Source organism: Isoptericola cucumis (assembly GCF_014635665.1).
Lineage (GTDB): Bacteria > Actinomycetota > Actinomycetes > Actinomycetales > Cellulomonadaceae > Isoptericola > Isoptericola cucumis.
Map to the genome: position 1 here is coordinate 90,007 of NZ_BMDG01000015.1, position 25,947 is coordinate 115,953.

At 75.0% G+C, this 25,947-nt stretch carries 32 protein-coding genes; 12 read left to right on the forward strand and 20 right to left on the reverse strand.

The window, feature by feature from the left end; translation table 11 throughout:
• Genes IEW03_RS18490 through pdxR form a run of 5 tightly spaced genes read right to left on the reverse strand, consistent with a single transcriptional unit; the run spans nucleotide 1 to nucleotide 2,959 of the window.
• Nucleotides 1-519: a hypothetical protein gene (locus IEW03_RS18490; RefSeq protein WP_188525188.1), complete on the reverse strand. Its 519-nt coding sequence runs from the start codon at nucleotides 517-519 to the stop codon at nucleotides 1-3.
• Complete coding sequence (locus tag IEW03_RS18495) at nucleotides 516-860, reverse strand: SdpI family protein (RefSeq protein ID WP_188525189.1); 345 nt, start codon at nucleotides 858-860, stop codon at nucleotides 516-518. Before IEW03_RS18495 ends, IEW03_RS18490 begins: the two co-directional genes overlap by 4 nt.
• A complete protein-coding gene (locus IEW03_RS18500; RefSeq protein WP_188525190.1) occupies nucleotides 860-1,099 on the reverse strand; it encodes a helix-turn-helix transcriptional regulator in 240 nt (79 codons plus the stop codon). Before IEW03_RS18500 ends, IEW03_RS18495 begins: the two co-directional genes overlap by 1 nt.
• Nucleotides 1,092-1,505 (reverse strand): hypothetical protein, encoded by a 414-nt coding sequence (locus IEW03_RS18505; RefSeq protein WP_188525191.1) that lies wholly within the window; start codon nucleotides 1,503-1,505, stop codon nucleotides 1,092-1,094. The genes IEW03_RS18500 and IEW03_RS18505 overlap by 8 nt, the downstream gene beginning before the upstream one ends.
• Before the next feature lie 53 nt (nucleotides 1,506-1,558).
• Nucleotides 1,559-2,959 carry a MocR-like pyridoxine biosynthesis transcription factor PdxR gene (gene pdxR / locus IEW03_RS18510; protein ID WP_188525192.1) on the reverse strand — a complete coding sequence of 467 codons (1,401 nt, stop codon included), beginning with the start codon at nucleotides 2,957-2,959 and terminating at the stop codon, nucleotides 1,559-1,561.
• Nucleotides 2,960-3,073: 114 nt separating this feature from the next.
• Between pdxR and IEW03_RS18515 the strand changes: the two genes are divergently transcribed.
• The gene (locus IEW03_RS18515) at nucleotides 3,074-4,033 is read left to right on the forward strand and encodes a DMT family transporter (RefSeq protein ID WP_229738426.1); all 960 of its coding nucleotides are present in this window, start codon (nucleotides 3,074-3,076) and stop codon (nucleotides 4,031-4,033) included.
• Entirely contained in the window at nucleotides 4,030-5,007 is a 978-nt protein-coding gene (locus IEW03_RS18520; protein WP_188525193.1) for a 1,4-dihydroxy-2-naphthoyl-CoA synthase, read from the forward strand. Before IEW03_RS18515 ends, IEW03_RS18520 begins: the two co-directional genes overlap by 4 nt.
• 10 nt (nucleotides 5,008-5,017) lie before the next feature.
• On the opposite strand, the gene IEW03_RS18525 is transcribed toward IEW03_RS18520, so the two are convergent.
• The gene (locus tag IEW03_RS18525; protein ID WP_188525194.1) at nucleotides 5,018-6,070 is read right to left on the reverse strand and encodes a DUF3048 domain-containing protein; all 1,053 of its coding nucleotides are present in this window, start codon (nucleotides 6,068-6,070) and stop codon (nucleotides 5,018-5,020) included.
• 60 nt (nucleotides 6,071-6,130) lie between these two features.
• Nucleotides 6,131-7,246 carry a DUF3048 domain-containing protein gene (locus IEW03_RS18530; RefSeq protein ID WP_188525195.1) on the reverse strand — a complete coding sequence of 372 codons (1,116 nt, stop codon included), beginning with the start codon at nucleotides 7,244-7,246 and terminating at the stop codon, nucleotides 6,131-6,133.
• Nucleotides 7,247-7,378: 132 nt separating this feature from the next.
• Between IEW03_RS18530 and IEW03_RS18535 the strand changes: the two genes are divergently transcribed.
• Nucleotides 7,379-8,665, forward strand: a complete 1,287-nt coding sequence (locus IEW03_RS18535) for an AMP-binding protein (protein WP_188525196.1) — start codon at nucleotides 7,379-7,381, stop codon at nucleotides 8,663-8,665.
• Between the two features lie 41 nt (nucleotides 8,666-8,706).
• Complete coding sequence (locus IEW03_RS18540) at nucleotides 8,707-9,576, forward strand: 1,4-dihydroxy-2-naphthoate polyprenyltransferase (protein WP_188525197.1); 870 nt, start codon at nucleotides 8,707-8,709, stop codon at nucleotides 9,574-9,576.
• A 21-nt stretch (nucleotides 9,577-9,597) separates the two neighbouring features.
• On the opposite strand, the gene IEW03_RS18545 is transcribed toward IEW03_RS18540, so the two are convergent.
• Nucleotides 9,598-9,885 carry a DUF4229 domain-containing protein gene (locus IEW03_RS18545; RefSeq protein WP_188525198.1) on the reverse strand — a complete coding sequence of 96 codons (288 nt, stop codon included), beginning with the start codon at nucleotides 9,883-9,885 and terminating at the stop codon, nucleotides 9,598-9,600.
• Nucleotides 9,886-9,941: 56 nt separating this feature from the next.
• Here IEW03_RS18545 and IEW03_RS18550 point away from each other — a divergent pair, with 56 nt between their 5' ends.
• The gene (locus tag IEW03_RS18550; protein ID WP_188525199.1) at nucleotides 9,942-10,322 is read left to right on the forward strand and encodes a PLD nuclease N-terminal domain-containing protein; all 381 of its coding nucleotides are present in this window, start codon (nucleotides 9,942-9,944) and stop codon (nucleotides 10,320-10,322) included.
• Nucleotides 10,323-10,403: 81 nt separating this feature from the next.
• Here IEW03_RS18550 and ccsB read toward each other — a convergent pair whose 3' ends face one another.
• From ccsB to IEW03_RS18580, 6 genes are all read right to left on the reverse strand, one after another.
• Nucleotides 10,404-11,402, reverse strand: a complete 999-nt coding sequence (ccsB, locus tag IEW03_RS18555) for a c-type cytochrome biogenesis protein CcsB (RefSeq protein ID WP_188525200.1) — start codon at nucleotides 11,400-11,402, stop codon at nucleotides 10,404-10,406.
• A gap of 2 nt (nucleotides 11,403-11,404) precedes the next feature.
• Nucleotides 11,405-13,168 (reverse strand): cytochrome c biogenesis protein ResB, encoded by a 1,764-nt coding sequence (resB, locus tag IEW03_RS18560; protein ID WP_188525201.1) that lies wholly within the window; start codon nucleotides 13,166-13,168, stop codon nucleotides 11,405-11,407.
• Complete coding sequence (locus IEW03_RS18565; protein WP_188525202.1) at nucleotides 13,168-13,941, reverse strand: cytochrome c biogenesis CcdA family protein; 774 nt, start codon at nucleotides 13,939-13,941, stop codon at nucleotides 13,168-13,170. The genes resB and IEW03_RS18565 overlap by 1 nt, the downstream gene beginning before the upstream one ends.
• Complete coding sequence (locus IEW03_RS18570) at nucleotides 13,941-14,561, reverse strand: TlpA family protein disulfide reductase (protein WP_308808256.1); 621 nt, start codon at nucleotides 14,559-14,561, stop codon at nucleotides 13,941-13,943. The genes IEW03_RS18565 and IEW03_RS18570 overlap by 1 nt, the downstream gene beginning before the upstream one ends.
• The gene (locus tag IEW03_RS18575) at nucleotides 14,558-15,202 is read right to left on the reverse strand and encodes a histidine phosphatase family protein (RefSeq protein WP_188525203.1); all 645 of its coding nucleotides are present in this window, start codon (nucleotides 15,200-15,202) and stop codon (nucleotides 14,558-14,560) included. The genes IEW03_RS18570 and IEW03_RS18575 overlap by 4 nt, the downstream gene beginning before the upstream one ends.
• A 107-nt stretch (nucleotides 15,203-15,309) precedes the next feature.
• Entirely contained in the window at nucleotides 15,310-15,846 is a 537-nt protein-coding gene (locus IEW03_RS18580; RefSeq protein ID WP_308808257.1) for a MarR family winged helix-turn-helix transcriptional regulator, read from the reverse strand.
• Between the two features lie 114 nt (nucleotides 15,847-15,960).
• On the opposite strand from IEW03_RS18580, the gene IEW03_RS18585 reads away from it, so the two are divergent.
• On the forward strand, nucleotides 15,961-16,509 hold the full coding sequence (locus tag IEW03_RS18585; protein WP_188525204.1) for a YceI family protein: 549 nt from the start codon (nucleotides 15,961-15,963) through the stop codon (nucleotides 16,507-16,509).
• A gap of 108 nt (nucleotides 16,510-16,617) precedes the next feature.
• Here IEW03_RS18585 and IEW03_RS18590 read toward each other — a convergent pair whose 3' ends face one another.
• Both IEW03_RS18590 and IEW03_RS18595 read right to left on the reverse strand, forming a co-directional pair.
• Entirely contained in the window at nucleotides 16,618-17,286 is a 669-nt protein-coding gene (locus IEW03_RS18590) for a redox-sensing transcriptional repressor Rex (protein ID WP_188525205.1), read from the reverse strand.
• Between the two features lie 19 nt (nucleotides 17,287-17,305).
• Nucleotides 17,306-17,614 carry a glutaredoxin family protein gene (locus tag IEW03_RS18595; RefSeq protein ID WP_229738427.1) on the reverse strand — a complete coding sequence of 103 codons (309 nt, stop codon included), beginning with the start codon at nucleotides 17,612-17,614 and terminating at the stop codon, nucleotides 17,306-17,308.
• A gap of 35 nt (nucleotides 17,615-17,649) precedes the next feature.
• On the opposite strand from IEW03_RS18595, the gene IEW03_RS18600 reads away from it, so the two are divergent.
• Nucleotides 17,650-18,456 (forward strand): HAD family hydrolase, encoded by an 807-nt coding sequence (locus IEW03_RS18600; protein ID WP_188525206.1) that lies wholly within the window; start codon nucleotides 17,650-17,652, stop codon nucleotides 18,454-18,456.
• Nucleotides 18,457-18,573: 117 nt separating this feature from the next.
• On the opposite strand, the gene IEW03_RS18605 is transcribed toward IEW03_RS18600, so the two are convergent.
• On the reverse strand, nucleotides 18,574-18,672 hold the full coding sequence (locus tag IEW03_RS18605; protein ID WP_012085056.1) for a 30S ribosomal protein bS22: 99 nt from the start codon (nucleotides 18,670-18,672) through the stop codon (nucleotides 18,574-18,576).
• A gap of 205 nt (nucleotides 18,673-18,877) precedes the next feature.
• Here IEW03_RS18605 and IEW03_RS18610 point away from each other — a divergent pair, with 205 nt between their 5' ends.
• Complete coding sequence (locus tag IEW03_RS18610; RefSeq protein ID WP_188525207.1) at nucleotides 18,878-19,513, forward strand: GntR family transcriptional regulator; 636 nt, start codon at nucleotides 18,878-18,880, stop codon at nucleotides 19,511-19,513.
• The gene (locus tag IEW03_RS18615; RefSeq protein ID WP_188525208.1) at nucleotides 19,513-20,730 is read left to right on the forward strand and encodes an MFS transporter; all 1,218 of its coding nucleotides are present in this window, start codon (nucleotides 19,513-19,515) and stop codon (nucleotides 20,728-20,730) included. Before IEW03_RS18610 ends, IEW03_RS18615 begins: the two co-directional genes overlap by 1 nt.
• 27 nt (nucleotides 20,731-20,757) lie before the next feature.
• Here IEW03_RS18615 and IEW03_RS18620 read toward each other — a convergent pair whose 3' ends face one another.
• On the reverse strand, nucleotides 20,758-21,663 hold the full coding sequence (locus IEW03_RS18620) for a phosphotransferase (protein WP_188525209.1): 906 nt from the start codon (nucleotides 21,661-21,663) through the stop codon (nucleotides 20,758-20,760).
• Nucleotides 21,664-21,699: 36 nt separating this feature from the next.
• Here IEW03_RS18620 and IEW03_RS18625 point away from each other — a divergent pair, with 36 nt between their 5' ends.
• Nucleotides 21,700-22,002, forward strand: a complete 303-nt coding sequence (locus IEW03_RS18625) for a hypothetical protein (protein ID WP_188525210.1) — start codon at nucleotides 21,700-21,702, stop codon at nucleotides 22,000-22,002.
• Here the strand turns inward: IEW03_RS18625 and IEW03_RS18630 are convergent.
• Entirely contained in the window at nucleotides 21,990-23,165 is a 1,176-nt protein-coding gene (locus IEW03_RS18630) for an acetoin utilization protein AcuC (RefSeq protein ID WP_188525211.1), read from the reverse strand. The genes IEW03_RS18625 and IEW03_RS18630 overlap by 13 nt on opposite strands.
• Nucleotides 23,166-23,287: 122 nt before the next feature.
• Here IEW03_RS18630 and IEW03_RS18635 point away from each other — a divergent pair, with 122 nt between their 5' ends.
• Together IEW03_RS18635 and IEW03_RS18640 are read left to right on the forward strand one after the other, a co-directional pair.
• Nucleotides 23,288-24,652, forward strand: coding sequence for a TrkH family potassium uptake protein (locus IEW03_RS18635; protein ID WP_188525224.1), 1,365 nt, complete (start codon nucleotides 23,288-23,290; stop codon nucleotides 24,650-24,652).
• Between the two features lie 129 nt (nucleotides 24,653-24,781).
• Complete coding sequence (locus IEW03_RS18640) at nucleotides 24,782-25,459, forward strand: potassium channel family protein (protein ID WP_188525212.1); 678 nt, start codon at nucleotides 24,782-24,784, stop codon at nucleotides 25,457-25,459.
• Between the two features lie 113 nt (nucleotides 25,460-25,572).
• On the opposite strand, the gene IEW03_RS18645 is transcribed toward IEW03_RS18640, so the two are convergent.
• On the reverse strand, nucleotides 25,573-25,947 hold a 375-nt coding region (locus IEW03_RS18645; RefSeq protein WP_229738428.1), incomplete at its 5' end, for a hypothetical protein.

Below are 25,947 nucleotides of genomic sequence, written 5' to 3' on the forward strand. Positions count from 1 at the left end.
TCAGTCGGTGGCGTGCCGCACCCGGGCCGCGGACAGCGCGTCGTGCAGCTCGCGGGCGGCGGGGACCGCCACCACGATCCGCGCGCCGCGCGACGTGCGGACCTCGACCCCGGGTCCGGGCCCCCACAGGAGACCCGTGACCTTGCCCGGCATCCGGCGCAGCCCGACGCCGCCGAGGCGGGCCGGGTCCACCCGGTCCACGAGCTCGACGGACTCGATCTCCGCGGTCTCGACGACGGCCCGGTGCAGCGGGCGGAACGCGAAGACCGCGAAGTCGTCCGCGACCGTGACCGAGATCCGGCAGACCATGAGCGCCCAGGCGACGAGCGCCCCGACGGCGATCGGTACGAGCGTGGCGACCAGGAGCCCGGGGTCGCCGCGCAGCGCCGTCACCGCCCAGCCGATCGCGACAGCCTCGACCACAGCGATGCCGACGCCGAGGCCCCGCATCCCTCCCGGCGTGGGCGCGGTGAACAGTTCGGCGGGGACGGGGCCTCGCGAGTCCGGCGCACCGCTCACGGCGAGGGCACCCGCGCAGCCGCACGGTGAGCGACGACGCCGGCGATCACGGCGAGGACGCCCTCCGCCAGGACCAGGGTGATGCCCACCATCTCGAGCGCGGTGGGCTCGAGGAACCCACCGAGCACCACGACGAGGGCAGCGACCACGACCGCCAGACCGCCCCAGGTCACCAGCGGCAACGCCGCACGGTGAGCCGCGACCCAGGCTTCCTGTGAGCGCTGGGTGGCGGGCGTGCGGATGCCGATCGCGCCGTTGGCGCCGATGCGCCCGCGGGCCGCCGCCACGGTCATCAGCCACACCCCGACCGCAAGCACCATCGCCACCACCAGCAACGCCATCAGGCCACTCCTTCGTCGGATCGGACGTCGACGGCCTGGTCACCGTCGTCGTCGGGGATGAACAGCTCGTCCACGCGGGTGCCGAGCGCCCGCGCGAGGCGGAACGCCAGCGGGAGGCTGGGGTCGAAGCGGCCCTGCTCGATCGAGATGATCGTGCGCCGCGACACCGCGACCCGTGCGGCCAGGTCCGCCTGCGTCAGGCCCGCGGCCGAGCGCAGCTCCCGTACCCGGCTACGCACCGTCGCCCACCTGCCGGCGCCACCCGCGCCGCACGCGGACCCCGAGGTCGGCCAGGACGACGGCGAGGCCGGCGAGCGGTAGCCAGCGGAGCAACGGGCCCTCGGCCCACAGCCCCAGCAACGCGACCAGGACCAGAACGCTCACGGCGTCGACGAACGTCGCGGAGCTGGCCGCCACCCAGACCCGGCGCTCGACGGAGTCCTCGGCCGCCTCTGGCGACGACGCCTCGACGCCCCGGCCGGCCGCGGACCGCACGAGCAGGTGCACCCCGACCGCCAAGGCGACCGCGAGCCCCAGCAGCGCGCCGTCGAGACCGCCGGCGCCCGGGTCACGGCCGAGGACCGCACCGAGCAGGCCACCCACCGCGGCCAGGATCACGGCTGTCGCCACCAGGGTGCGCGTCACGCGGGTCAGCATGACGACGAGTGAAGCACACTTCACTCTCGATGTGAAGCAAGCTACACACGACCGGCGGCGCCCTCCGCGGCCGACCGCAGGATCTCGACGACGCGCGGGACGGGCGCCCCCTGCACGCGGGCCGCGCCGACGACGACGCCCCAGGTCGCGGGGTGCGCCGACGTGCTGGACAGCGGCTCGGCCGGGATGCCGGCGGCGCGCAGCGCGGACACCGCCCGCGCCTCGCCGTCGCCGTCCGGCAGCCGCACGACGAGGTGCAGGCCCGCGGCGACGCCCTCGACGGGGAGGTGCGGCGCGGCGCGCGCGATCGCGTCGAGCAGCACCCCCCGGCGGCGCCTGTACTCCAGGCGGGCGCGGCGCAGGTGCCGCGCGTACGCGCCGTCGGCGATCAGCCGGGCGAACGCGGCCTGCTCCGGCACCGAGCAGCCGAGGTCGGCGCGGCGCTTGGTGTCGACGAGCGCCTCCCGCACCCCGGCCGGCGCGACCACCCAGCCCAGCCGCAGCGCCGGGGACAGCAGCTTGGACACCGAGCCGAGCAGCGCGACGTGGTCCGGGTCCAGGCCCCGCAGTGCGCCGACCGGCTGCCGGTCGTACCGGAGCTCGGCGTCGTAGTCGTCCTCCAGCAGCAGGCGGCCGCCGTCCCGGGCCCAGGCGACCAGCTCGCGCCGGCGGTCCGGGGCCAGCACGACGCCCAGCGGGAACTGGTGGGCGGGCGTCACCACGGCCGCCGCGGCGTCGGGCAGGGCGTCGGTCCGGAGCCCGCGGCCGTCGACCGGCACCGGGACGACCTCCAGCCCGGCGCCGCGCAGCTGCCCGACGACGCCGGGCGACGCGGGGTCCTCGACGACCACCCGCCGGCCGCCCAGCCCGCCGGCGAGCACCTCGCCGAGCAGCGCCAGCCCCTGCGCCACGCCGCTCACGACCACCACGTCCTCGGCCTCGACCGGGGCGGCGCGCGCGGTCCGCAGGTGGGCGGCGAGCGCCTCGCGCAGCCCGAGCAGCCCCTGCGGGTCCGGGTAGCCCAGCTCGGCGTCGGGCAGCTCGCGCATCGCGTCCCGCACGGCGCGCGCCCAGGCGGCGCGCGGGAAGAGCGCCGGGTCGGGTGCCCCGACGCTGGCCGGACGCTCCGCCGCGGCGCCGGGGCGGGCGGGCCCGGGCGCCGTCCCCCGCGGGCGCCGGTCGAGGTCGGCGACGACGACGCCCGAGCGCGGGCGGCTCTCGAGCACCCCCTCTCCCACGAGCTCGTCGACCGCCGCCGCCACGGTGCCCCGCGCGACGCCCAGGCCCGCCGCCGCCGACCGCGACGACGGCAGCGTCGCGCCCGCCTCCAGCCGACCCGCCGCGACGGCGTCCCGGAGGCCGTCGCGCAGCCAGGCTCCGACCTCGGCCCGCGGGCGGGCACCCAGCACGAGGAGCAGGTCCTCCGGCTGCAGCCGCCTCATCGCGTCACGCTCCCCTTCCGGCCGCGCACCGACACGCTCGTCCTCATCTGGCCCAGTGAACCAGGAGCGAACTGGCCCTGCCCACCGGTCCAGCCCGCTCGTAGCGTCGTCGGCATGACGTCCACGACACGCGCCGTCGACCCCGGCTACCCGACCTCACCCCGGGTTCGACAGGCTCGACCACCGGAAGCCGCGTACGTCCTCTGCGCCGCCGCGATGGCGCTCGTCGGCGCGTCGTTCACCGCCTCCGCGGCACTCGTCGACTACCCCCTGGCGGGCGGGCAGGCGGTGCGGTACGCGGTCGCCGCGCTGTGCCTGCTCGCCGTCATGGTGTGGCGGCGAGAGCGCCTCGTCCTGCCGAGCCTGCGCCAGGCCGGGCGCCTCACCGCCCTGGCCGCGACGGGGCTGACCGGGTTCAGCGTGCTCGTCGTGCTCGCCACCTCTCGCGCCGACCCCTCCCTCGTCGGTGCGGTGGTGGGCGCCACGCCCGTGGTGCTCGCCGTCACGCAGGCCGTGCGCGAGCGCCACCTGGCCCTCCGGACCCTCGCGGCGGCGGTCGTCGTGACGGCCGGGGTGGTGCTCGTCGAGGGCCTCGGGTCGGCCGACCCGCTCGGCCTGGTGCTCGCGGTCGGGGCGCTCGCGTGCGAGGCGGCGTTCTCGCTGCTCGCCGTGCCGCTGCTGCCGACGCTCGGGCCGCTGCGCGTGTCGGCGTACGCGTGCTGCGCGGCCGTCCCGCAGCTGGTGCTGCTCGGCCTGCTCGCGCCGGGACCGTTCCTCGCCGTGCCGGACGGCGGCGAGCTCGTGGCGCTGGCCTACCTCTCCGTCGTCCTCACCGCGGTCGCGTTCCTGCTCTGGTACACCGGCCTCGCCCGCGTCGGCCCCGCCCGCGCCGGCCTGTTCGCCGGGCTGGTGCCCGTCGCGGCGCTCGCGGCGTCGCTGGCCCTCGGCGCCGAGACGGCGAGCCCGCACGCCGTCGCCGGCGCGCTCGTCGTCGGCCTGGGCCTGGTGCTCGGCCTGGCACCGGGTCGACGAAGCAGTCGACGGACCGGTCGACGAACTAGGGTGACGGCGTGAGCAGCGCAACGCTTCCCCGGCCCGTGTCCGAGACGTTCGACCCCGTCCGCTGGCGTGACGTCGCAGGTTTCGACGACCTCACCGACATGACCTACCACCGGGGCGTCGAGCGCGACGGCGCCGGCCGGGTCGTGCGCGACCTGCCCGTCGTGCGCGTGGCGTTCGACCGCCCCCAGGTGCGCAACGCGTTCCGCCCGCACACGGTCGACGAGCTGTACCGCGTGCTCGACCACGCCCGCATGACGTCCGACGTCGGCACCGTCCTGCTCACGGGCAACGGCCCGTCGGCCAAGGACGGCGGGTGGGCGTTCTGCTCCGGCGGCGACCAGCGCATCCGCGGGCGGTCGGGCTACCAGTACACGACGGCCGACGACGGCGGGGGCGCCGGCGAGACCGCGGACGCCGTCGACCCCGCGCGGGCCGGGAGGCTGCACATCCTCGAGGTGCAGCGGCTGATCCGCACCATGCCGAAGGTCGTCGTGGCCGTGGTGGACGGCTGGGCCGCGGGCGGCGGACACTCGCTGCACGTGGTCGCCGACCTGACGATCGCCTGCCGCGAGCACGGGAGGTTCAAGCAGACCGACGCCGACGTGGGTTCGTTCGACGGCGGCTACGGGTCGGCGTACCTGGCCCGGCAGGTCGGCCAGAAGCGGGCCCGCGAGATCTTCTTCCTCGCCCGCGAGTACTCGGCCGACGACGCCGAGCGGTGGGGCGCGGTCAACGAGGTCGCCGAGCACGACGACCTCGAGGGGCTCGCGATCGAGTACGCGCGGACCGTCGCGGGCAAGTCCCCGCAGGCGGTGCGGATGCTGAAGTTCGCGTTCAACCTCGCCGACGACGGCCTGATGGGCCAGCAGGTGTTCGCCGGGGAGGCGACGCGCCTGGCCTACCTGACCGACGAGGCCGTCGAGGGACGCGACGCCTTCCTCGCCAAGCGCGACCCCGACTGGTCGGCGTTCCCGTACGCCTTCTGAGCGGGCACGCTCAGCGCGTCGTCCAGCTCCCGGACTTCTTCGGCACCAGCTCGACCCAGGTGCTGCCGGGGTCGAGCTCGACGGGCTCCCCGCCCCGGGTGAGCTCGACCGGCGACGCCACGTCCTTCTTGGACCACTCCACCGCGACGACCTTCCCGCCGGAGGCGAGCACGCCCTTGCCGGAGCCGACCAGCTTCGTCTCCGGCACGGGCGCGCCGGACGGGTCCTTGTACCGGGTGTCGACCACGTCGGCCGAGAGCGCCAGCACGTTGGCCGCGGCCAGCCGGTCCCCCGAGGTCGAGACCGCCTCCGTGGACCCGTCGCTGCGCAGCCAGGCGTCCTGCTTGCCGGACCAGTCCCAGACGCTGCGCTGCGCCGGGCTCAGCTCGACGTCGAACGTGCCGGCCTTCTTCCCGTCCGTCGCGGCGGTGCCCTCGCCGGCCTCGTCGGCGTAGGCGAACTGGGCGGGCGGCGGCGCGGTGCGCTCGTCGTCGGCCTGGTCGAGGAAGGCGTGCATGTCGCCGATCACGTTGTGCGGCGCGGACCGCTCCGGGTCCCGGCTGAAGCCGGCGTCGCCGCGGTCCATGATCACGGACTGGGTGCCCGACTTCTCGACCGCCTCGATGAACGGGGGCTGCGCGCCCGAGTAGGCGAGGATGCCGTCCAGCGGGGCCACGATCGCCGGGTCCATGGGCCGCACCGAGCGCACCGGCTCCACCGTGTCCGGGATCGTCGAGTGGTACACCGCCACGAACCGGGTGATGCCGCCCTCCACGACCTCCTCCCAGACGATGTCCGCCGCCTCCAGCCCGGTCTGCGGGCGAGCCTCGGGGGCGTTCTCGACCTTCACCGCGAGGGCGGGGCGCTGCGCGACGTCGTCGGACGGGACCCCGGTGAGCGGCCACGCCGGCACCTCGTCGGGCGCGGGCGGCCCGCTCTTGTCCGCCGACGGCGTCACGGTGGGCTCAGGGTCGCCGCCGGAGGTGCAGGCCGTCAGCGCGAGGACGACGACGGCGACGCAGGCCGCCGCGGGCCGGCTGCGGATCGGGGTCGTGCGGGGCATCGCGCCTCCCGTGCGGGTGTGGGCTGGCTCACGTTCGTGCTCACCCTACGACGCGTACCCTCACGGCAGCCGCCACGACCCGTCCCCGCGTGGCACGAGCTCGACCCACAGGTTGCCGGGGTTCAGGAGCACCGGGTCGCCGCCGCCCGTGCGCAGCCGCACCGGCTCGCGCTCGCTCTTCTTCTTCCAGGTCACGGGGATCGCCCGGCCGGCGGAGAGCAGCACCCCCTTGCCCTTGCCGACCATCTGGGTCTTCGGCACGGGCGCGCCGCCCGGGTCGCGGTAGCCGGTGTTGACCACCCGGGTGGACATCAGCAGCACGTTGCGCGCCGCCACCCGCCTGCCCGACGAGACGGACGGCGTGCCGCCGTCGCTGCGGGCGTACTTCTTCGCGGTGGCGCTCCAGGTCCAGACGGTGCGCTGCGCGGCGGAGAGGCGCACGTCGGCGGTCCTGACCTTGCGCCCCTCGGACGTGGACCCCTTCCCGTAGGAGCGGGCGTAGTGGAACTGCGCCGCCGGCGGCTTGGCACGGCCCTTGCCCGCCTGCGCGGCGAAGGTGCGAACGTTCCCGTACACGTTGTGGGGCGCGAGCCGGGCGCCGCTGCGGTGGAACCCGGGCGACCCCCGGTCCATGAGGACCGACTGCACGTTGGCCTCGGTCACCGCGCGGATGAACGGCGGCTGCCCGCCGGTGTAGGCCAGGATCCCGCGCATCGGCGCCACGATCGCCGGGTCCATGGGGCGCACGGACCGGACCGGGCCCACGGCCTTCGGCAGGTCCGAGTGGTAGACGGCGACGAACCGGCTGATGCCGCCCTCGACCACCTGCTCCCACACGATGTCCGCGCGGTGCAGCCCGGTGTGCGGTCGCGACACGGGCGAGTTCTCGATCTTCACCGCGACCGACGCGCGGCGCGGCACCTTCTTCGTCCCGGTCTTCCCTCCGGTCAGCGGCCACACCACGGGCTTCGGCTTGGGCTTCGGCGGGGGCACCGGCTCGGGGGGCGCAGACTTCGGCACCGCCGGGTCGGGCGCGACCGTCACGGTGGGGGCCTGGTCGGCCCCCGGGCTGCACCCCGCCGTCGCGAGCAGGGCGAGCGCCGCCGCCACGGCGACGGCTCCGCGCGCGCGCAGGGTGCCACGACGGGCGGCACGACGGGCGTGCGGTGCGGGCATCAGGTCCTCCTCGACTGGCTCGCCCGGCGACGGACCGCGCGTCCGGCCGGAGCCGCCCACGATACGAGGTGCCCCGTACCCGGCGGCAACCCTGCAGCATCCCGGCCCGGCGGGCGTGCCTACCCTGGGCCGGTGCAGCCCGACACCCCCCACGTCCCCGACCTGACCGCCGCCGTGCGCAGGGCGCTCGACGGCGGCCCCGCCGTCGTCCCGCTGCCGCGCGTCACCGCGGCCCCGCTCCCCGCGGGCACCGCCCTCGTGGTCCGCACCTCGGGGTCGACCGGGGTGCCGAAGGAGGTCGCCCTGTCGGCGGCGGCGCTGCGCGCGTCGGCCACCGCGACCCACGAGCGCCTCGGCGGGCCGGGGCGCTGGGTGCTCACGCTGCCGCCGACGCACGTCGCGGGGCTGCAGGTCGTGGTGCGCTCGGTGCTCGCCGGCACGCCGCTCACGGCGGCCGGGGGCCCCGGCACGTTCACCCCCGACGGCTTCGCGGACCTGCTCGAGCCCGCGCTGCGCCACGGCGACGACCCGGTGTACGCGTCGCTGGTGCCCACCCAGCTGCACCGGCTGGTGGCCGCGGCGGACGACGGCGCCCCGCGCGGGCTGCGCGCGCTGGCCCGCTGCGCGGGCGTCCTGCTCGGCGGCGCCGCGACGCCGCCGCGCCTGCTGCAGCAGGCCCGCGACGCCGGCGTCCGCGTCGTGCGGACCTACGGGATGTCGGAGACCGCCGGGGGGTGCGTGTACGACGGCGTCCCCCTGCGCGGCGTGCGGGTGCGCCTCGCCTCCCCCGACGCGGCCTCCCCCGACGCGGGGGTGGGTGCGGGGGTCGGGGTGGTCGAGCTCGGCGGGCCCGTGCTCGCCACCGGGTACGTCGGCGACGACGCCGCGACGGCCGCCGCGTTCCGGACCGAGCCCGCCGCGGATGCCCCGCCGGCGGGCGGCGACGGCGCCCGGTGGTTCCGCACCAGCGACCTCGGCCGGCTGGACGCCGACGGCACGCTCCGGGTGCTCGGCCGGGCCGACGACGTCGTCGTCACCGGCGGCCAGAACGTCGCCCCCGCCCCGGTGGAGGCGCTGCTGGGCGAGCTGCTCGGCGGGGAGGCGTGCGTCGTCGGCGTCCCCGACCCCGAGTGGGGGCAGGCGCTCGTCGCCGTCGTCACCACCTCGACCCCGGGCGAGTTGTCAGAACGACGTGCGGGTATACCGGCGCCTGGTTCTGACAACTCGAGGCGGGGAGGGATCCGCGCCCTCGGTGAGGAGGAGCTGGCGCAGGTGCGGGCCGCCGCCAGGACTAGGCTGGGCCCGCCGTCCGCGCCCCGCCGCGTGTACCGCACGCCCGCGCTCCCCCTGCGCGGGCCCGGCAAGGTGGACCGCAGCGGCGTCGTCGCCCTCGTCCGCGAGCACGAGGCGCACGCCTGACCCGCTCGCACGAGACCGCCCGCACGACACGACGGAGGACCATGGCCACGACGAGCGAGTGGGTCGCCGGCGCCCGACCCCGGACGCTGCCCGCGGCGGCCGCGCCGGTCCTGATCGGCTCCGGCGCCGCCGCACAGGTCGACGCGTTCGGCTGGCTGCCCGCCGTGCTCGCGCTCGGCGTCGCGCTCGCCCTGCAGGTGGGCGTCAACTACGCGAACGACTACTCCGACGGCGTGCGCGGCACCGACCTCGACCGCGTGGGCCCGATGCGGCTCACGGCCTCCGGCGCCGCCCCGCCCGGGCGGGTGAAGGCGGCCGCGTTCGGCTCGTTCGGTGTCGCGGGCGTGCTCGGGCTCGCGCTGTGCGCCGTGAGCGGCCACTGGTGGCTGCTGGCCGTGGGTGTCGTGTGCGTGCTGGCCGCCTGGTTCTACACCGGCGGCAAGCACCCGTACGGGTACGCGGGCCTCGGAGAGGTCGGGGTCTTCGTCTTCTTCGGGCTGGTCGCGACCCTCGGCACCACGTACACGCAGGCCGACCGCGTCACCTGGCCGTCCGTGCTCGGCGCCGTCGGGGTGGGGCTCATCGCCTGCGGGCTGCTCATGATCAACAACGTGCGCGACATCCCCACCGACGTGGTCGCGGGCAAGCGCACGCTCGCCGTGCGGATGGGCGACCACCGGGCACGGCGCGCGTACGCCGCCTGCATCCTGGTGCCCGTGGTCCTCGCCATGGTGTGCGCGGCCTGGGCGCCGTGGGCGCTGCTGGTCATGCTCCTGCTGCTGCCCGCCTGGCTGCTCGTGGTGCCCGTGGTCGCCGGCGCCCAGGGGCGCCTGCTGGTGCCCGTCCTCGCCGGGACGGGGATGTTCGAGCTCGCCTACGGCGCGCTGCTCGGCCTCGGCCTCGCGCTCTGAGGAGGGCCGGTCGCCGGAAGGTCAGTCGCCGTCCTTCGACCCCCGGGGCTCCTGGTCGACGACCGAGTCCTCGAAGTCGGAGTCGGCGTCCTTGGTGACCCGGGGCGCCGCCTTGCGCCGCTCGGCGCGCTCCGCGAGCCAGCGGGCGGCGGCGTCCCGCGGCCCGGACAGTGCCAGGTACGAGACGGCGAACGCCACGATCAGGGCCACGAGCAGCAGCAGCCAGCTGCGCAGGCCGAGGAGGTAGCCGGCGCCGAGAGCGCCGACGAACAACAGGATCCGCCAGGCGGAGTACTTCACGAGGGGCACCCGTCAAGAATAGGCGCGATTCCTGGGCTCCCCCGCCGGCGGAATAGGCTGGGGGCATGTTCGTCCGTGTGGTCCTGCCGCTCCTCGTGCTGGGGCTCGCCCTGTACGCGCTCCTCGATCTCTCCGCGTCGAAGGAGGAGGACCGCGGGGGCCTGCCGCGGTGGCTGTGGGTCGTGATCATCGTGCTGCTGCCGGTGTTCGGCGCGCTGGCGTGGATCGTCGTGAAGCACTCGAGCCGGCGCGCCCCGGGCAGCCGTGGCGGGTCGGGTCGGCCCGGTCGCCCGGGCGGCGGGCCGCGACGCCCGTCCGGCCCCATCGCCCCCGACGACGACCCCGACTTCCTGTGGAAGCTCGAGCAGGACCGGCGTCGCCGCGAGCGCGGCTCCGGCAGCCCGCGCCCGGACGACGGCAACGGCACCAACGGCACCAGCCCCTGACGCCGGCGTCCGGCCGACCACGACGACGGCGACGGTCCCGCCCCGGGACCGTCGCCGTTGTCGTACCGCCGCCGTGAGCCGTCAGCCGGCGGTGGTGCCCGCGTCGAGGCCCGAGTACGAGTGCTTGCCGTTGAAGATGAGGTTCACGCCGGTGAAGTTGAACAGCACGCACGCGTAGCCGACGACGACGAACCACGCCGCCCGGCGCCCGTCCCAGCCGCGCGTCGTGCGGGCGTGCAGGTACGCGGCGTAGACGACCCACACGACGAAGCTCCAGACCTCCTTGGGGTCCCAGCCCCAGTAGCGGCCCCAGGCGTGCTCGGCCCAGATGGCGCCGCCGATGATCGTGAAGGTCCACAGCACGAACGCCACGGCGTTGAGCCGGAACGACAGCGCCTCCAGCGACATGGGGGCCGGCACGCGGTCGAGCCAGCGGAAGCCGGGGCGCTGCAGGTACGGCGCGCCGGAGTCGCGGCTGTCGCGCAGCAGCTGCAGCACGGACGCCACGAACGCCACGGTGAAGATGCCCGTCGCGCTGATCGCCACGCCGACGTGGATGACGAGCCAGTAGTTCTGCAGGGCGGGCTGGACGCCGGTGGCCGCCACGTAGAACACGTTGAGCCCGAGCACGAGGAACAGCACCGACAGGCCGGCGACGAACGGCCCGAGGAACCGCACGTCCCGGCGCACGTTCAGCCCGAGGAAGACCGCCAGGGCCATGAAGGTGCCCACCAGCGTGAACTCGTACATGTTCGCCCACGGCGTCCGGCCGGCGGCCAGCCCGCGGAGCACGATCGCGACCAGCAGCAGGGCCGTGCCCAGCCAGGTGGTCGACATGGCGATGCCGGCGGCGCGCCGGCGCGGGGCGGCCGGCTCGGCCGCGGGCGCCCCGGGCGCCGGGCCCGACGACGACGCGGCTCCGACGGCGACGGGCGTGCGCGCCTCGGCGTGCGCCTCCGCGCGGGCCTCGACCCGCTCCTCCGTGCGGCGACCCAGGTCGACCGCGAACGCGACGAGCGCGATGGTCAGGGCGGTGGCGGCAGCCCAGACGAGCAGCACGCTCAGCTCGGCGATCTGCATGGTCAGTCCTCCGTGGCGGTGGTGGTGCCGGTGGTGCGGCGTGGTGTGGAGCTGTGGTCCTGGCCCGGGTCCGGGCCCGGGTCGGTCTCACCGAGGATCGCGGCGAGCACCGCGTCGACCTCGCGCTGCAGCCCGGCGTCGTCGCCGCGGGCCAGCCCCGCGAGCTCGACGCGGGTCACCGGACGACCGTCGTCGTCGGTGGTCTCCCATGATCGCACCCAGACGCGCCGTCGGGGCGTGAAGAGCGAGATCGCGAGGCCGCCGAGGGCCAGCAGGGAGAAGGTCAGCACGAAGGTCAGCGACGGGTCGTGGCGCAGGTCGAGCGCCACGTAGCGCGGCACGTCCTCGCCGAGCTCCACCGTCCCGAGCCCGTCGGGCAGCTCGACGCTCTCGCCCGGGCGCACGAGCAGCTTGATGGTCTCGCCGTCCTCGTCGACCGACGGCGTGAGGTTCGCGGTGTCGAGGTTGTAGACGTTCTGCGGCACGCCCTCGTCCAGGCCCAGGTCGCCCCGGTACACCTCGAGCACCATCAGCGGGTTGTCCGGCTGCGGGAAGACGGAGCGCGCGGAGCCGTCCTCCTCCACCACCGCGGAGGGCAGGAAGTAGCCGATCATCCCGACCTGCTCCTGCCCCGGCGAGACGTCCGGCACCTTGACGACGCCGCGCGAGGTGTACATCTGGTCCTCGGGCAGGAACGGCACCCGGCCGGCGAAGGCGACCTGGCCCTCGGAGTCCGTCACGGTGAGCTCCGGGGCGAACCCGTTGCCCTGCAGGTAGATCTTGGCGCCGTCGACCGTCAGCGGGTGGTTGACCTTGATCTCCTCCGGGTGGCTGCTGCCGTCCGGCTCGGTCACGGTGACGTCCGCGGTGAAGTCGCGGGCCTGCGCGAACGCGACCGTGTCCGACGCGAACTCGGAGTGGAAGTCGTCGAGCGTCATCGAGAACGGCACGAGGGACGACGGCTGGAACCAGGCGCCCTTGTCGAAGGTGTCGTAGTCCACGACGGCGTTGGCGAAGCCCCGGCCCTCGGTGACGATCGCCTGGCCGCGGTAGTGCAGCAGCTGCCCGAGCGCGACGGAGATCAGCAGGCCGAGCAGGGCCAGGTGGAACAGCAGGTTGCCCGTCTCGCGGAGGTAGCCCCGCTCGGCCGCGACCGTGCGGGTGGCGGGGCGGCCCAGCCGCGGCTCCTCGGAGCCGGTGTCCACGCGGAACGTGGGCAGCCGGCGGAACCGGCCGCGCAAGTGGGTGGCGGCCGCCTCGACGACGGCGTCCGGGCTCGCGGTCGTCGTCGCCGACGCGGTGGCGGGGAACCGGCCGAAGCGGACCGGCGTCTTCGGCGGGCGGTTGCGCAGCGCCCGCGCGTGCGACAGCGTGCGGGGCACGATGCAGCCGACCAGCGAGACGAACAGCAGCAGGTAGATGGCGGAGAACCACGCCGAGCTGTACACCTCGAAGAAGCCGAACCGGTCGAGCCACTCGCCCAGGGTCGGGTTGTCGCCGAGGTACTCCAGCACGGCGGCCGGGTCCTGGCTGCGCTGCGGCAGCACGGACCCCGGCACGGCGGCGACGGCGAGCAGCATCAGCAGCATCAGGGCGACGCGCATGCTCGTGAGCTGCCGCCACGTCCAGCGCAGCATCCCGCGCCAGCCCAGCGCCGGGGGCGTCGGGCGTCGGGCCGCCGTGTCCGCGGGCCGGTCCGCCGGGGTCCCGCCCTCGGTGAAGGCGTCGTGGATGCCCTCGGGACGGTACGTCGTCTTGTCGCTCATCACACCACCGTCACGAATCCGCCGATCCAGCCCTGCAGCTGGCTCGTCCACGTCGCCCACAGGCCGGTGACGAGCGCGAGGCCCACCAGCACCAGCAGGCCGCCACCCGCGCGCTGGATCACCAGGCGGTGGCGGCGCAGGAAGCCGAGCATGCGCTGCGAGGACTGCAGCCCCAGGGCCACGAGCAGGAACGGTACGCCCAGGCCGAGGCAGTACGCGATGCCGAGCGCGATCCCGCGGCCCGCCGAGGCCTCGTCGAGCGAGAGCGCCTGCACCGCCGCGAGCGTCGGGCCGATGCACGGCGTCCAGCCGAGGCCGAAGACGACGCCGAGCAGCGGCGCGCCCCACAGGCCGGCCCGCGGGCTCAGGTGCAGCCGCGCCTCGCGCTGCAGGAAGGGCACCATGCCGATGAAGCCGAGCCCCAGCAGGATCACGACCACGCCCAGCACGCGCATGATCAGGTCCTCCCAGCGGACCAGGTACCCGCCCAGCGCGCCCGCGGCAGCCATGAGCGCCACGAAGACGACGGTGAACCCCAGGACGAACAGGCCGACCCCTGCGACGACCCGGCGCCTGCCGGGCGCGGCGCGCGTCGCGCCGCCCGTCGACGGCCCGGCCTGCGCCGCCGCCATGCCGCTGACGTAGCCGACGTAGCCCGGCACCAGCGGCAGCACGCACGGCGACGCGAACGACACGAGTCCCGCGATCAGCGCCACCGGCAGCGCCAGCAGCATCGAGCCGCTGAACGCCGTGGTCGCGAAGGTCTCACCCATCACGCGTCCTCGGTGCCCTCGGAGCTGTCATCCTCGGCGAGGAGCTCGTCGACGATGGCCTCCAGCGTGGAGCCGTCCGCCTGCCCGATGACGCGGGCGGCCACCCGGCCCTCGGCGTCCAGCACGACGGTGGAGGGCACGGCCTGCAGCGGCACGACGCCGGACAGGCCGGCCACGACCTGGCCGCTGCGGTCCTCGATCGACGGGTACGGCACCTCGAAGGTGCGCTGGAACGCCTCGGCCGCCCCCGCCTCGTCCTCGGTGTTGATGCCGAGCACCCGCACGCCGTCGGCCTCGCGCTCGTTGGCGAGGTCGACGAGCTCGGGCGCCTCGGCCCGGCACGGGGCGCACCCGGCGTACCAGGTGTTGACGACGACGACGTCGCCCAGCCAGTCGGCGGTGCTCACCTCGTCGCCCTCGAAGGCGGTGCCCTCGACGGTCACCGGGTCCTCGCGGTCGGCCGGGTCCCACTGCTTGACCGAGCCGTCGCCCGACACGAACCCCTGGCCCACGACGTCGCCCGCGCCGGACTCCTCGGGCCCGCACGCGGCGAGGAGGGGCGCGGCCACCAGGGCAGCGAGCGCGGCCGCGGCGACGCGGCGGGTCCGGGTGCGCATCATGCCCCCGGGACCGGGTCGGCGCCCGCGAGCAGGCCGGCCGCGGGCTCGGTGTAGTGCAGGCCGACGAACCGGTCGTCGTCGAAGCGCAGCGACGTGAGGGAGGCCAGGGAGCACTCGCGGCGGCGCGGGTCGTGCGCCAGCGCGCGGTCCTCGAACGACCGGCGCGTCACCCACACCGGGAGCTGGTGGCTGACGAGCACGACCTCGTGCCCGGCGTAGGCGCGCCGCGCGTCGTCGACGGCCGCGCGCATGCGCGCCACCTGGTCGGCGTACGGCTCTCCCCAGGACGGGCGCATCGGGTTCCACAGGTACCGCCAGTAGCGGGGGTGGGCGAGCTGGCCGGGGTTCGACCCGATCGTGCTGCCCTCGAAGCGGTTGCCCGCCTCGATGAGGCGCTCGTCCGTGGCGAGGTCCAGGTCGAACGCCCGGGCGACGGGTGCCGCGGTCTCCTGTGCGCGCTGGAGCGGCGAGGCGACGACGGCGACGACGTCACGGCCGGCGCCCGACAGGTGCTCGGCGACGCGTTCGGCCATCGCCTGGCCGCGGTCGGACAGCCGGTACCCGGGGATGCGCCCGTAGAGGACCCTGCCCGGGTTGTGGACCTCGCCATGCCGCAGGAGATGGACGGTGGTGGTGGCCATGGCTCCCAGTGTCCCAGACCGCCGGAGCACCCAGGTCCCGTCCAGCGGCCGTCCCGCGCGGCGTGACGAGCCTCACCCCGCGCCCGTCCCGCGCCGCCCGGGCGGGGCTACGCCCCCGTCCGGGCCGCGTGCGCGACCTTCGCCATCGCGCGCCCCAGCGTGGTGAGCTCGTCGGCGTCCAGCACGTCGACCAGCAGCCGCCGGACGGCGGTCACGTGCGCAGGGGCCGCGGCGACGAGCACCGCGTAGCCGGCGTCGGTCATGACGCAGTGCACGCCCCGTCGGTCGCCCGGTGCCGGACGCCGTGTCACCAGCCCGCGCTTCTCCATCCGGGCCACGGTGTGCGTGAGCCGGCTGCGCGACAGCGCGAGGAAGTCGGCGAGCGCCGACATCCGCAGCGTCCAGTCGGGCGCCTCGGAGAGCTGGACCAGCAGGTGGTACTCGCCGAGGGAGACCTGGATGTCGTCCTCGTGCGCGTCGCCGAGCGCCTCGAAGAAGCGCGACGTGCCCTCCAGGAACCGGCGCCACGCCCACTGCTGGTCCGTGTCGAGCCAGCGCACCTGTTCGGCCTCGCCCACGGCGGTGCCCGCTCCGGCGCTGTCCGCGGCGGCCACGTCGTCCCGCACCTTCTTCTCCGTACGCACGGGAATAGGTTACGAGACCGGTGCGTTACGACCCACGACCGGATAGTTGATGGCTCAACTATTTTGGACTTCCGGTCCGACACGCACCGCACGTCCCCGAACGAGGAGATACCTATGACCGCGCTTCCCGCTGGCCTCGTCGCCGGTTCCTACACCATCGACGCCTCCCACTCCACCGCGTCCTTCTCCGTCCGCCACGCGGGCATCGCCAAGGTCCGCGGCACCATCGGCATCGCGGACGGGACCATCACCGTCGGCGAGGACCTCGAGTCGGCGGCCGTACGCGCCGAGCTCGACGCGACCTCGGTCAACACCGGCGACGAGAACCGCGACGCGCACCTCAAGAGCGCGGACTTCTGGCACGCCGAGGAGAACCCGGCCTGGACGTTCGTCTCGCAGAAGGTCACCACGGACGGTGAGGACTACGCCATCGTCGGCGAGCTGACCATCAACGGCGTGACCAACACCGTCGAGCTGCCGACCGAGTTCACCGGCACCGCCACCGACCCGTTCGGCAACCCGCGCGCCGGCTTCGAGGCCGAGCTCGAGATCTCCCGCAAGGACTTCGGCCTGACCTGGAACGCCGCCCTCGAGACCGGCGGCGTCCTGGTGGGCGACAAGGTCAAGATCGCCCTCGACGTCTCCGCGATCAAGGCCGACTGACCGGCCGGACCGAGGAGCCGAGCCGAGAGGCCGGACCGAACGAGGAAGGGACGGACCGCAGCCCGCGGTCCGTCCCTTCCTCGCGTCTCCCCTCGGCGTCCCGGCGCGCTACCGCGGGGCGCTCGGCGTGCCGTTGGTGGCCGCGCGGGCGGCGGCGTGGAACGCGAGGATCTGCAGCTCGCCGGCCACGTCCACCGAGCGCACGACGACGTCCTCGGGCAGCTGCAGGGCCACCGGCGCGAAGGAGAGGATCTCCCGCACGCCGCACGCGACGACCCGCTCGGCGAGCCCCTGCGCGACCGGCCCCGGCGTCGCGAGCACCACCATCGACACGCCGCACCGCTCGAGCACCTCCTCGAGCGCGTCCACGTGCTCGATCGCGATCCCGGCCGCCGAGCGCCCGACCACCTGCGGGTCGGCGTCGAGCAGCGCCACCACCTGGAAGCCGCGCGCGGCGTAGCCCGAGTAGTTCGCCAGGGCGTGCCCCAGGTTGCCGATGCCGACGATGGCCAGCTTGTGCTCCGACCCCAGCCCCAGGGCCGCGGCGATGTACGACGCGAGCGACTGCACGTCGTAGCCCACGCCGCGCGTGCCGAAGGACCCCAGGTACGACAGGTCCTTGCGCAGCTGCGCCGACCCCACGCCGGACCGTTCCGCCAGCTCCGAGGACGACGTCGTCGTCACCCCCGCGTCCGCCAGGTCGCGCAGTGCGCGCAGATAGTAGGGCAGCCGCGCCACCGTCGCGGCCGGCACCGTCGCCTCACCGAGCTCGATCACGTCCGAATTCCTCCCCAGGTCACCCGGCCAGCCGTCGCGCGAGCCGCGCGCCGTCCACCCGCCAGAAACCCTGCTGCACGCCGTCCACCTCGACGACGGGCACGTAGTCCCCGTATCGCGCCACCAGGTCCCCCGCCGTACCGCCGGCGCCGGCCCTGCTGTCGAGCCCGGCGTCGGTGCCGGCCTCGATGTCCACCTCGCGCCACTGCTCGCCCGCTGCCGCGCAGACCTCGGCCACCACCACCCGTGCGTCCTCGCACAGGTGGCAGCCCTGCCGGGTGTACAGCACGACCCGAGGTACGTCGACGGATCCTGGCGGCCTGCTCACGAGCACAGCGTAGCCGCGCCGATACAGTTGTCCGCATGCCGTCGTCCGTCGTGCCCCCCGAACCTCCGGCCCGGGCCGCGGCGTTCTTCGACGTCGACAACACGATCATCCGCGGGGCCAGCGCCTTCCACCTCGCCCGCGCCCTGTACCAGCGGCGCTTCTTCGGCACGATGGACCTGGTGCGCTTCGCGCTCATCCAGGCGAAGTACCTGCTCTTCGGCGAGTCGCGCACCCAGATCGAGTCGGTGCGCAGCAGGGCCCTGTCGCTCATCGCCGGCCGGTCGGTCGCGGAGATCACCGCCGTCGGCGAGGAGGTCTACGACACCGTCCTCGAGCTGCGCATCTTCCCGGGCACCAAGCGCCTGCTCGACGAGCACCTGGCCGCGGGCGACCAGGTCTGGCTCGTGACGGCGACCCCGGTCGAGGTGGGCGGGCTCATCGCCCGCCGGCTGGGCGCCACCGGCTGCCTCGGCACCATCGCGGAGCACTCGGGCGGCTTCTACACGGGCCGGCTGGTCGGCGACCTCATGCACGGCGAGGCCAAGGGGGCGGCCGTGCGGGAGCTGGCCGACCGGGAGGGCCTCGACCTCTCCGCCTCGTACGCCTACGGCGACTCGCTCAACGACCTGCCGATGATGCGCTCGGTGGGCCACCCCTGCCCGATCAACCCCGACGTGCGGCTGCGCCGGCACGCCAAGGACATCGGGTGGCCGATCCGGGAGTTCCGCGGTCGCGGGCGACGCGTGGCCGGCCGTGGCATGAAGACCGCGTCGTGGGCGGGCGCGGCCTGGGTGGCGGGCCTGGTGCTGCGCGCGATCAGCCGGCGGCTGCGGGGCCTCTGACCACGCCCGGCGACTGACCACGCCCGGCGACGACCGCGCCCGAGACGCGTCGAGCCCGGCACCCTCGCGAGGAGGGTCCGGGCTCGTTGCGTACCCCGCCGGTCGGCGGGGGCGGCGTCACTTCTTGTTGCGGCGCTGGTGACGCGTCCTGCGAAGCAGCTTGCGGTGCTTCTTCTTCGCCATGCGCTTGCGGCGCTTCTTGATGACGGAGCCCATGAGGTCCTCACAATGCTGGTCGGGTGGTGGAGCACGGTTGGTCCCACGAGCCCTGTGACCAGGTGCAGCCGACCAACGCGGAAAAGTCCGTCCCTCAGACTACCCGATGCTTCTTCGTGCCAGGAACGCCGGCCCCGCCCCCGCCGGCAGAAAAAAGCCGTCCCGGCTTTGCGCGCCACCTTGCATGCAACCTAGAGTGCAACGCATGCCTGCCCCCTCCGGCGCCGCCGAGCGCGCCTACGAGCACACCAAGACGAGGATCCTGTCCGGCGAGATCCCCGGCGGCCGGCTCCTGTCCGAGGGCGAGGTGGCCGCCGAGCTCGGCATCAGCCGCACCCCGGTCCACGAGGCGTTCCTGCGCCTGGACGCCGAGCACCTCCTCGCCGTGTCCTCCCGGCGCGGCGCCGCCGTCGTGCCGATGGCGCCCGACGAGGCCCGCGACGTGCTGGAGATGCGCGAGGCGATCGAGCTCTCCACCGCGCGTCGGGCGCTGGCGCACGGCGCCCCGCCCGTCGAGACCCTCGACGCGATGCGCGCCAGCCTGCAGGACCAGCGGGAGGCCGCCGCGGCCGGCGACGTCGAGGCGTTCGTCGAGGCGGACGGCCGGTTCCACACGGTCCTCGTGGTCGCGTCGCGCAACCAGACCGCCCAGCAGTTCCACGGCCTGCTGCGCGACCGGCAGCAGCGGCTGCGCCGCCAGCTCCTGCACGTCGGCCCGCAACAGGTCGCATCGTCCCTGGGCGACCACGAGGCGATGCTCGCCGCCGCCGAGCAGGGCGACGTCGAGGAGTTCTGCCGCCTGGTCGGCGAGCACGTGCGCCGGCACCGCGGCATCCTCTGATGGCCCGGGGGACGCAGGGCTGGAAGGGCGTCTTCGGCGCCCTCTTCGTGTGCTCCTGGGCGGGCAACCAGTTCAGCCCGATGCTGCTCATGTACGAGGACGTGCACGGCTACGGCGACACCACGGTCAACACCTTCCTCGGCGTGTACGTGCTGGGGCTCGCGCCGGCGCTGCTGGTGGCGGGCGCCCTGTCCGACCGGCACGGCCGGCGGCCGGTGATGTTCGCGGGCACCCTCCTCGCCATGGCCGCGAGCGCCGTGCTCGCCTTCGGCGCGCTCGGCCCGGCACCCATCTACGTGGGCCGGCTGCTGGCGGGCCTGACGGTGGGCACCGCGATGGCCGTCGGCACGAGCTGGCTCAAGGAGCTGTCGCAGGTCCCCTACGACCGGACCGCCGACGCCGGGTCGGGCGCGCGCCGCGCGTCGCTCGCCTTCACGCTCGGGTCCGGGCTGGGCGCGCTGGTCGCGGGGTCGCTCGGGCAGTGGGGCCCCTGGCCCGAGGAGCTGCCCTACCTGGTGCACCTGGTGGTCACCGTGCCGTTCGCCGTGTGGGTGCTCCGCGTCCCGGAGACGAGCACGGGCGGCGGCGTGCCGGGGCCGCTGCGCGCGCAGCTGCGGGTCCCGGCCGCCGGGCACCGGCGCTTCACGCGGGTCGTGCTCGTCGTCGCGCCCTGGATCTTCGCGGTGGCCGCCCTCGCCTACGGGTACACGCCCGTCCTGCTGCGCGCGCAGGCCGGCGACCTGGGCGTGGCGTACGCGACGCTGCTGACGGTCGTGTGCCTCGGCGTCGCCGCCGTGGTGCAGCCGGCCGCGAAGCGGCTGGACGCGGCCGACAGCGCGCGCGGCCTCACGGTGGCCGTCGTGGTCCTGGTGGCGGCCGTGGGCGCCGTCGGCGCGGCGGTCGCGGCCTCCTCGCCCGGGTGGGGCGTCGCCGCCGCGGTGGTGGCCGGCGTCGGCATCGGCATCGGGCTCTCGTCGGGCCTGATGGAGGTGCAGCGCATCGCCGGCCCGCGCGACCTCGCCGGCCTCACGGGCGTGTTCTACGCTGTCGCCTACGCGGGCTTCCTGCTGCCCGCGGCGATGGCGGCGGTCACGCCCCCGTTCACGACGACGGCGCTCTTCGGCGTCCTGCTCGTGCTCGGCGGGGTGTCCGTCGCGGTCGTCGTGGCGGGCTACCGCCGGCACCTGCCCGGCACCGTGCCGGGTGGGCTCCCCTGAGCGCCGGTCCCCTGGACGGCTGGCGGGTCAGGCCGGGCGCTCGTCGAGGACCCGGTCGAGCGCCGCCCGGCCCGCCGGGCCCCAGGCCGGCTTGCCGCCGGGCAGGCCGCGGTCCCCGTTCTGGCCCATCAGCATGAGGAAGAGGCTCTTCAGCGCGGCCAGCCCGCGGGCGCGCCGGACCGTCGCCTCGTCGGCCCCCGCGTACGCGGCGAAGAAGCGCGCGGCCGCACCCGCCGGCAGCAGCACCCACGCGGCCGCGAGGTCCAGGGCCGGGTCGCCGGCGAACAGGTCGCCGAAGTCGACGACGCCCGCCAGCGTCCCGTCCGCGACGACCACGTTCGCGGGGTGCAGGTCGCCGTGCACCCACACCGGCGGGCCCTCCCACGCGGGGGCCGCGGCGGCGTCGGCCCAGACGCGCCGGACGCCGGCGAGGTCCCCGACCGCTGCGGCGTCGACGGCACCGAGGAACTGCTCGAAGCCGTCCGTGCTGTCCCGCGGGTGCGCGCCGCGGACCGGGTCGACCGGGGCGTCGGCGGGCGCCGCCACGTGCAGCGCCCGCAGGAACCCCGCCAGGGTCTCGGCCGCGTGCGCGCCTCGGGTGATCGACCCGCGGTCCAGCGGCAGGCCCGGCACCCACGTCACGACCGTCCAGATCTTGTCGAACCGCTCGGAGGGGGTGCCGCTGCGCACCGGGACCGGGATCGGCAGCGGCAGGCGCGGCGCGAGCAGCGGGAGCCACCGCCGCTCCCTGAGCTGCTGGTCGGGACCCGGGTCCATGCGCTGGACCCGCACGGCCAGGTCGTCCCCCAGGCGCCACATCTGGTTGCCCCAGCCGCCCTCCACCTCGCGCAGGGGCAGGTCGGCGAGGTCCGGGTGCTGGTCGCGCAGCAGGTCCCGGAGCAGGTCGGCGGTGATCGCGGCGTCCGTCGGCATGGCACGCGACCGTACCGCCCGGCCAGGACGTCCGTCGTGAGGCCGGCCGGCGCCCTGGTCTCCACCCCCGGCATCGTGGTCAGCGGCGCGGCCGTGGCGCTCACCGGGGGCGCGCTGGCCCGGTCGTGGCACCGGCCGGCGTGGTGGTGGCTCGCGGCGGTCGGCGCCGTCGGCCTGGTCGCGGGTGCCCTGCTGGTCGTGCGCCTCGACGTGCGGTGGGGCGGCCTGCTCGAGCGGGTGGCGCTGTGGCCGTCGTTCGCCGCGTGCACGCTCGTCGCCGTCGCCCTGCTGGTGCGCGCCCGGCGCGGGGCGGCGCCCCGGGCGGTTCAGTCCCGGTAGGGGTCGAGGCCCCACGTGGGGAAGACGTGCCGGCGCGTGGCCAGGATCGCGCGGTCGACGTCGTCGGACGGGTCGTAGCCGTCGGACCACGGGCGCCACTCGGCCTCGCCCGTGCCGAGCCGTTCCGCGGGGTCGAGCCCCGACAGCTCCTCGACCTCGTGCCGCCACGCCGCGGGCAGCTGCAGCCCCGGCGGCAGCGGCACGTGCGCCGCCTCCGCGACGAGGCTCGCCCACACCAGCGGCACGACGTCGACGACCGCGTACCCGCCGCCGCCGAGCGCCACCCAGCGACCGCGGGCGACCTCGTGCGCCAGGTCGTGCACCCACCGCGCCGCGGTGCGCTGCGCGTCGACGCTCACGTCCAGGTCCGTCAGCGGGTCGTTGCCGTGCGCGTCGCACCCGTGCTGCGAGACGATCGCCTGCGGACCGAACTCGCGCACCACCGCGGGCACGACGGCGTCCAGGGCGCGCAGCCAGCGGCCGCCGTCGGTCCGGGGCGGGAGGGCGACGTTGACGGCCGTGCCCTGGGCCGCCGTCCCGCCGATGTCCGCCGGGTTGCCGGTGCCGGGGAACAGCGTGTGCCCGTCCTGGTGCACGGAGACGGTGAGCACGCGCGGGTCGTCCCAGAAGATCGACTCGACCCCGTCGCCGTGGTGCGCGTCGAGGTCCACGTACGCGACGCGGTCGGCGCCCAGGTCCAGCAGCCGCTGCACCGCCGCGGCGGCGTCGTTGTAGATGCAGAAGCCGGACGCCGCGCCGCGCCGCGCGTGGTGCATCCCGCCGGCCACGTTCACCGCGTGCGCCACGCGCCCGGACCACACGGACTCGGCGGCGTCCACCGACGCCGCCACCAGCCGGGCACCCGCCTCGTGCATGGTGGCGAAGACCGGATCGTCCTCCGTGCCGAGCCCGCGGGCCGGGTCCGACTGACCGGTGGTCGCCGCGCGCCGCACCGCGGCGACGTACTCGGGGTCGTGCACCGTCTGCACGACGGCGTCGTCGGCCGGGTCGACGTCGCCCACCTCCAGCGAGGGCGCCTCGAGCAGGCCGAGCTCGGCGACCAGGCGCATCGTGAGGTCGAGACGGGCCGGCGCCATCGGGTGCCCGGGACCGAAGTCGTACCGCAGCAGCTCGGGGCTCCACAGCAGCCGGGCGACGCACATCCCGTCACGGTAGCCCACGGCGTGGCAGGCTGGGGCCGCGTGGTCCGTCACCGAGACGGGCCACGCGCTGGCGCGGCGCGTGGTGGGAAGGGAGTCGGGTGGCGACGACGTGGGGCAGCCGCATGCTGTCGCTGCGCGGCTGGGTGGACCAGGCTGCACGGGAGTACCCCGCGCGGCTCGCGATGACGGTCTTCGCGGCCGTCATCACCCTGTTCACCCTGCTGCTCCTGCCGCCGTGGGCGACCGCCTCGGGCCGCGGGGCGTCGCTGGTCGACGCGCTGTTCACGGCGACGTCGGCCGTCTGCGTGACCGGCCTGGTCGTGGTCGACACCGCGAGCTACTGGTCGGAGTACGGGCAGGTCGTCATCCTGCTGGGCATCAAGATCGGCGGCCTCGGCGTGATGACGCTCGCGTCGCTGCTCGGGCTGGCGGTGTCGCGGCGTCTCGGCCTCACCCAGAAGCTGCTCACCGCCTCGGAGACCAAGACCGAGCGGCTCGGCGAGGTCGGCGCCCTGCTGCGCACGATCATCATCACCGCCACCTCGATCGAGATGGCGATCGCGCTGATGCTGTTCCCGCGGTTCCTCGCGCTGGGCGACCCCGCCGGGCAGGCGGCCTGGCACTCCCTGTTCTACGGGATCTCGTCGTTCAACAACGCAGGGTTCGTGCCGACCGAGCACGGGCTGCTGCCCTTCGCGTCGGACTGGTTCGTGCTGCTGCCGATCGCCCTCGGGGTGTTCATCGGCTCGCTGGGCTTCCCCGTGATCCTCAACATCATGACCCACCGGCGGCGTCGTCATCACTGGATCCGGTCGCTGTCCCTGCACACCAAGCTCACCGTCACGACGAGCCTGGCGCTGCTGGGCGGCGGCGCGGTGCTCATCGGGGTGCTGGAGTGGACGAACCCCGCGACCCTCGGGGCCCAGGACACCGGCACCCGCATCCTGTCGTCGATCTTCGCCTCGGTGATGCCCCGCTCGGGCGGGTTCAGCAGCGTCAACGTGCACGAGATGCACCAGGAGACCTGGCTGGTCACCGACGCGCTGATGTTCGTGGGCGGCGGCTCGGCGTCGACCGCCGGCGGCATCAAGGTCACGACGCTCGCCGTCATGCTGCTCGCCATCCTCTCGGAGGCGCGCGGTGACAAGGACACGGACGCCTTCGGGCGCCGCATCCCCCGCGACACGATCCGGCTGGCGATCGCGGTGGTCTTCATGGGGGCGACGGCGGTGCTCGTGTCGTGCCTCGCGCTGCTGCGCATGACCCCGTTCAGCCTCTCGGAGGTGCTGTACGAGGTGATCTCGGCGTTCGCGACCGTGGGCCTGTCCACCGGCATCACGGCCGACCTGCCCGACCCGGCCAAGTTCTGGCTGAGCGGGCTGATGTTCGTCGGGCGCGTGGGCGTGATCTCGCTCATGGGCGCGCTGGCCCTGCGCGACCGGCGGCGCATCGTACGCTTCCCCGAGGAACGTCCGATCGTCGGGTGAGTCGGAGGTGCCGCGGAGGGTGAGGGCCGAGGAACGAGGCACTCGCCCGAAGCAGAACCGCAGACTCACCCGACCACGAGAATCGTGGGCTGACGGTCGACGCTCCGCCCTGACGTCGAGAGGAACCTCGTGCCCGAGAAGAAGACCCGCGAGCGAGAGCGGGACGCCGGCGTGCTCGTGGTGGGGCTGGGTCGGTTCGGCTCGGCCATCGCCGGGACCCTGGACCGCCTCGGCCAGGACGTCCTGGCCGTCGAGCGCGACGAGCGCCTGGTCGCGCAGTGGTCCGGCCGCCTGCCGCTCGTGGAGGCGGACGCGTCCAACCCGGAGGCGCTGGAGCAGCTCGGCGCGCGGGACTTCGGCGTCGCGGTGGTCGGCGTCGGCACCGAGCTGGAGGCGTCGGTGCTCATCACCGGCAACCTCGTCGACATGGGCACGCCGCAGATCTGGGCCAAGGCGATCTCCGCCGAGCACGGGCGCATCCTCACGCGCATCGGGGCGCACCACGTGGTCTTCCCGGAGTCGGACGCCGGGTCGCGCGTGGCCCACCTCGTCAGCGGCAAGATGCTCGACTACATCGAGGTGGAGGACGGGTTCACCATCGTCAAGATGCGCCCGCCGAAGGAGATGCAGGGGTTCACGCTCGCCCAGTCGGACATCCGCAAGAAGTACGGCGTCACGGTCATCGGCGTGAAGTCCCCCGGCACCGAGTTCATCTACGCGACGCCCGAGACCCGGGTGAGCGCGAACGACCTGCTGGTCTGCTCCGGCCACGCCGAGCTGCTGGAGAGGTTCTCGGCCCGGCCGTAGGTCAGGTGGTGGGCAGGGCCGGCGGTGAGGTCAGGCGACGGATTCGCAGGTTCCACGCTCCAGATTCGCAGGTTCCTACGCTACAGATTCGCGCCCGCTCCAGACGTCGAGACTCATGAGTCCCTGAGGGGTCTCGGCGAGTCCAGCCGAACTGGCGACGACGTGACGCCGTCGTCGCCGTGCGCCGTGAGGGTGGTGGCCCCGTCGCTGGGACCGGGCCACCAGGCGGCCCACCATCCGTCGGCGACGGTCGCCTGAACCTCGAACCCGTTGGCGCGGGTGATCGTCACCGCGCCAACGGCATCGCCGACAGGACCGTAGACGGCAGTGGCATACCCGTTGTCCGTCCCCCAGGTCTCGAAGTAGCTCGCGACGACGGCCTCGCCCGCATCGGGCGGGTCGAGGTCGCGCAAGGCCGTTGATGGCTCATCCGATCTGAGGGTGTAGCCGCGGTCTGAAGCCGCCGGCTTCCAGGAGCGATCGGGCGA

Excerpts from the sequence above, each read along its gene's own strand:
- IEW03_RS18495 (WP_188525189.1), bottom strand. The coding sequence starts at position 860 with ATGGCGTTGCTGGTGGTGGCGATGGTGCTTGCGGTCGGGGTGTGGCTG.
- pdxR (WP_188525192.1), bottom strand. The coding sequence starts at position 2,959 with ATGAGGCGGCTGCAGCCGGAGGACCTGCTCCTCGTGCTGGGTGCCCGC.
- IEW03_RS18515 (WP_229738426.1), top strand. The coding sequence starts at position 3,074 with ATGACGTCCACGACACGCGCCGTCGACCCCGGCTACCCGACCTCACCC.
- IEW03_RS18525 (WP_188525194.1), bottom strand. The coding sequence starts at position 6,070 with ATGCCCCGCACGACCCCGATCCGCAGCCGGCCCGCGGCGGCCTGCGTC.
- IEW03_RS18530 (WP_188525195.1), bottom strand. The coding sequence starts at position 7,246 with ATGCCCGCACCGCACGCCCGTCGTGCCGCCCGTCGTGGCACCCTGCGC.
- IEW03_RS18540 (WP_188525197.1), top strand. The coding sequence starts at position 8,707 with ATGGCCACGACGAGCGAGTGGGTCGCCGGCGCCCGACCCCGGACGCTG.
- IEW03_RS18550 (WP_188525199.1), top strand. The coding sequence starts at position 9,942 with ATGTTCGTCCGTGTGGTCCTGCCGCTCCTCGTGCTGGGGCTCGCCCTG.
- ccsB (WP_188525200.1), bottom strand. The coding sequence starts at position 11,402 with ATGCAGATCGCCGAGCTGAGCGTGCTGCTCGTCTGGGCTGCCGCCACC.
- resB (WP_188525201.1), bottom strand. The coding sequence starts at position 13,168 with ATGAGCGACAAGACGACGTACCGTCCCGAGGGCATCCACGACGCCTTC.
- IEW03_RS18565 (WP_188525202.1), bottom strand. The coding sequence starts at position 13,941 with ATGGGTGAGACCTTCGCGACCACGGCGTTCAGCGGCTCGATGCTGCTG.
- IEW03_RS18570 (WP_308808256.1), bottom strand. The coding sequence starts at position 14,561 with ATGATGCGCACCCGGACCCGCCGCGTCGCCGCGGCCGCGCTCGCTGCC.
- IEW03_RS18575 (WP_188525203.1), bottom strand. The coding sequence starts at position 15,202 with ATGGCCACCACCACCGTCCATCTCCTGCGGCATGGCGAGGTCCACAAC.
- IEW03_RS18585 (WP_188525204.1), top strand. The coding sequence starts at position 15,961 with ATGACCGCGCTTCCCGCTGGCCTCGTCGCCGGTTCCTACACCATCGAC.
- IEW03_RS18600 (WP_188525206.1), top strand. The coding sequence starts at position 17,650 with ATGCCGTCGTCCGTCGTGCCCCCCGAACCTCCGGCCCGGGCCGCGGCG.
- IEW03_RS18605 (WP_012085056.1), bottom strand. The coding sequence starts at position 18,672 with ATGGGCTCCGTCATCAAGAAGCGCCGCAAGCGCATGGCGAAGAAGAAG.
- IEW03_RS18610 (WP_188525207.1), top strand. The coding sequence starts at position 18,878 with ATGCCTGCCCCCTCCGGCGCCGCCGAGCGCGCCTACGAGCACACCAAG.
- IEW03_RS18615 (WP_188525208.1), top strand. The coding sequence starts at position 19,513 with ATGGCCCGGGGGACGCAGGGCTGGAAGGGCGTCTTCGGCGCCCTCTTC.
- IEW03_RS18620 (WP_188525209.1), bottom strand. The coding sequence starts at position 21,663 with ATGCCGACGGACGCCGCGATCACCGCCGACCTGCTCCGGGACCTGCTG.
- IEW03_RS18630 (WP_188525211.1), bottom strand. The coding sequence starts at position 23,165 with ATGTGCGTCGCCCGGCTGCTGTGGAGCCCCGAGCTGCTGCGGTACGAC.
- IEW03_RS18635 (WP_188525224.1), top strand. The coding sequence starts at position 23,288 with ATGCTGTCGCTGCGCGGCTGGGTGGACCAGGCTGCACGGGAGTACCCC.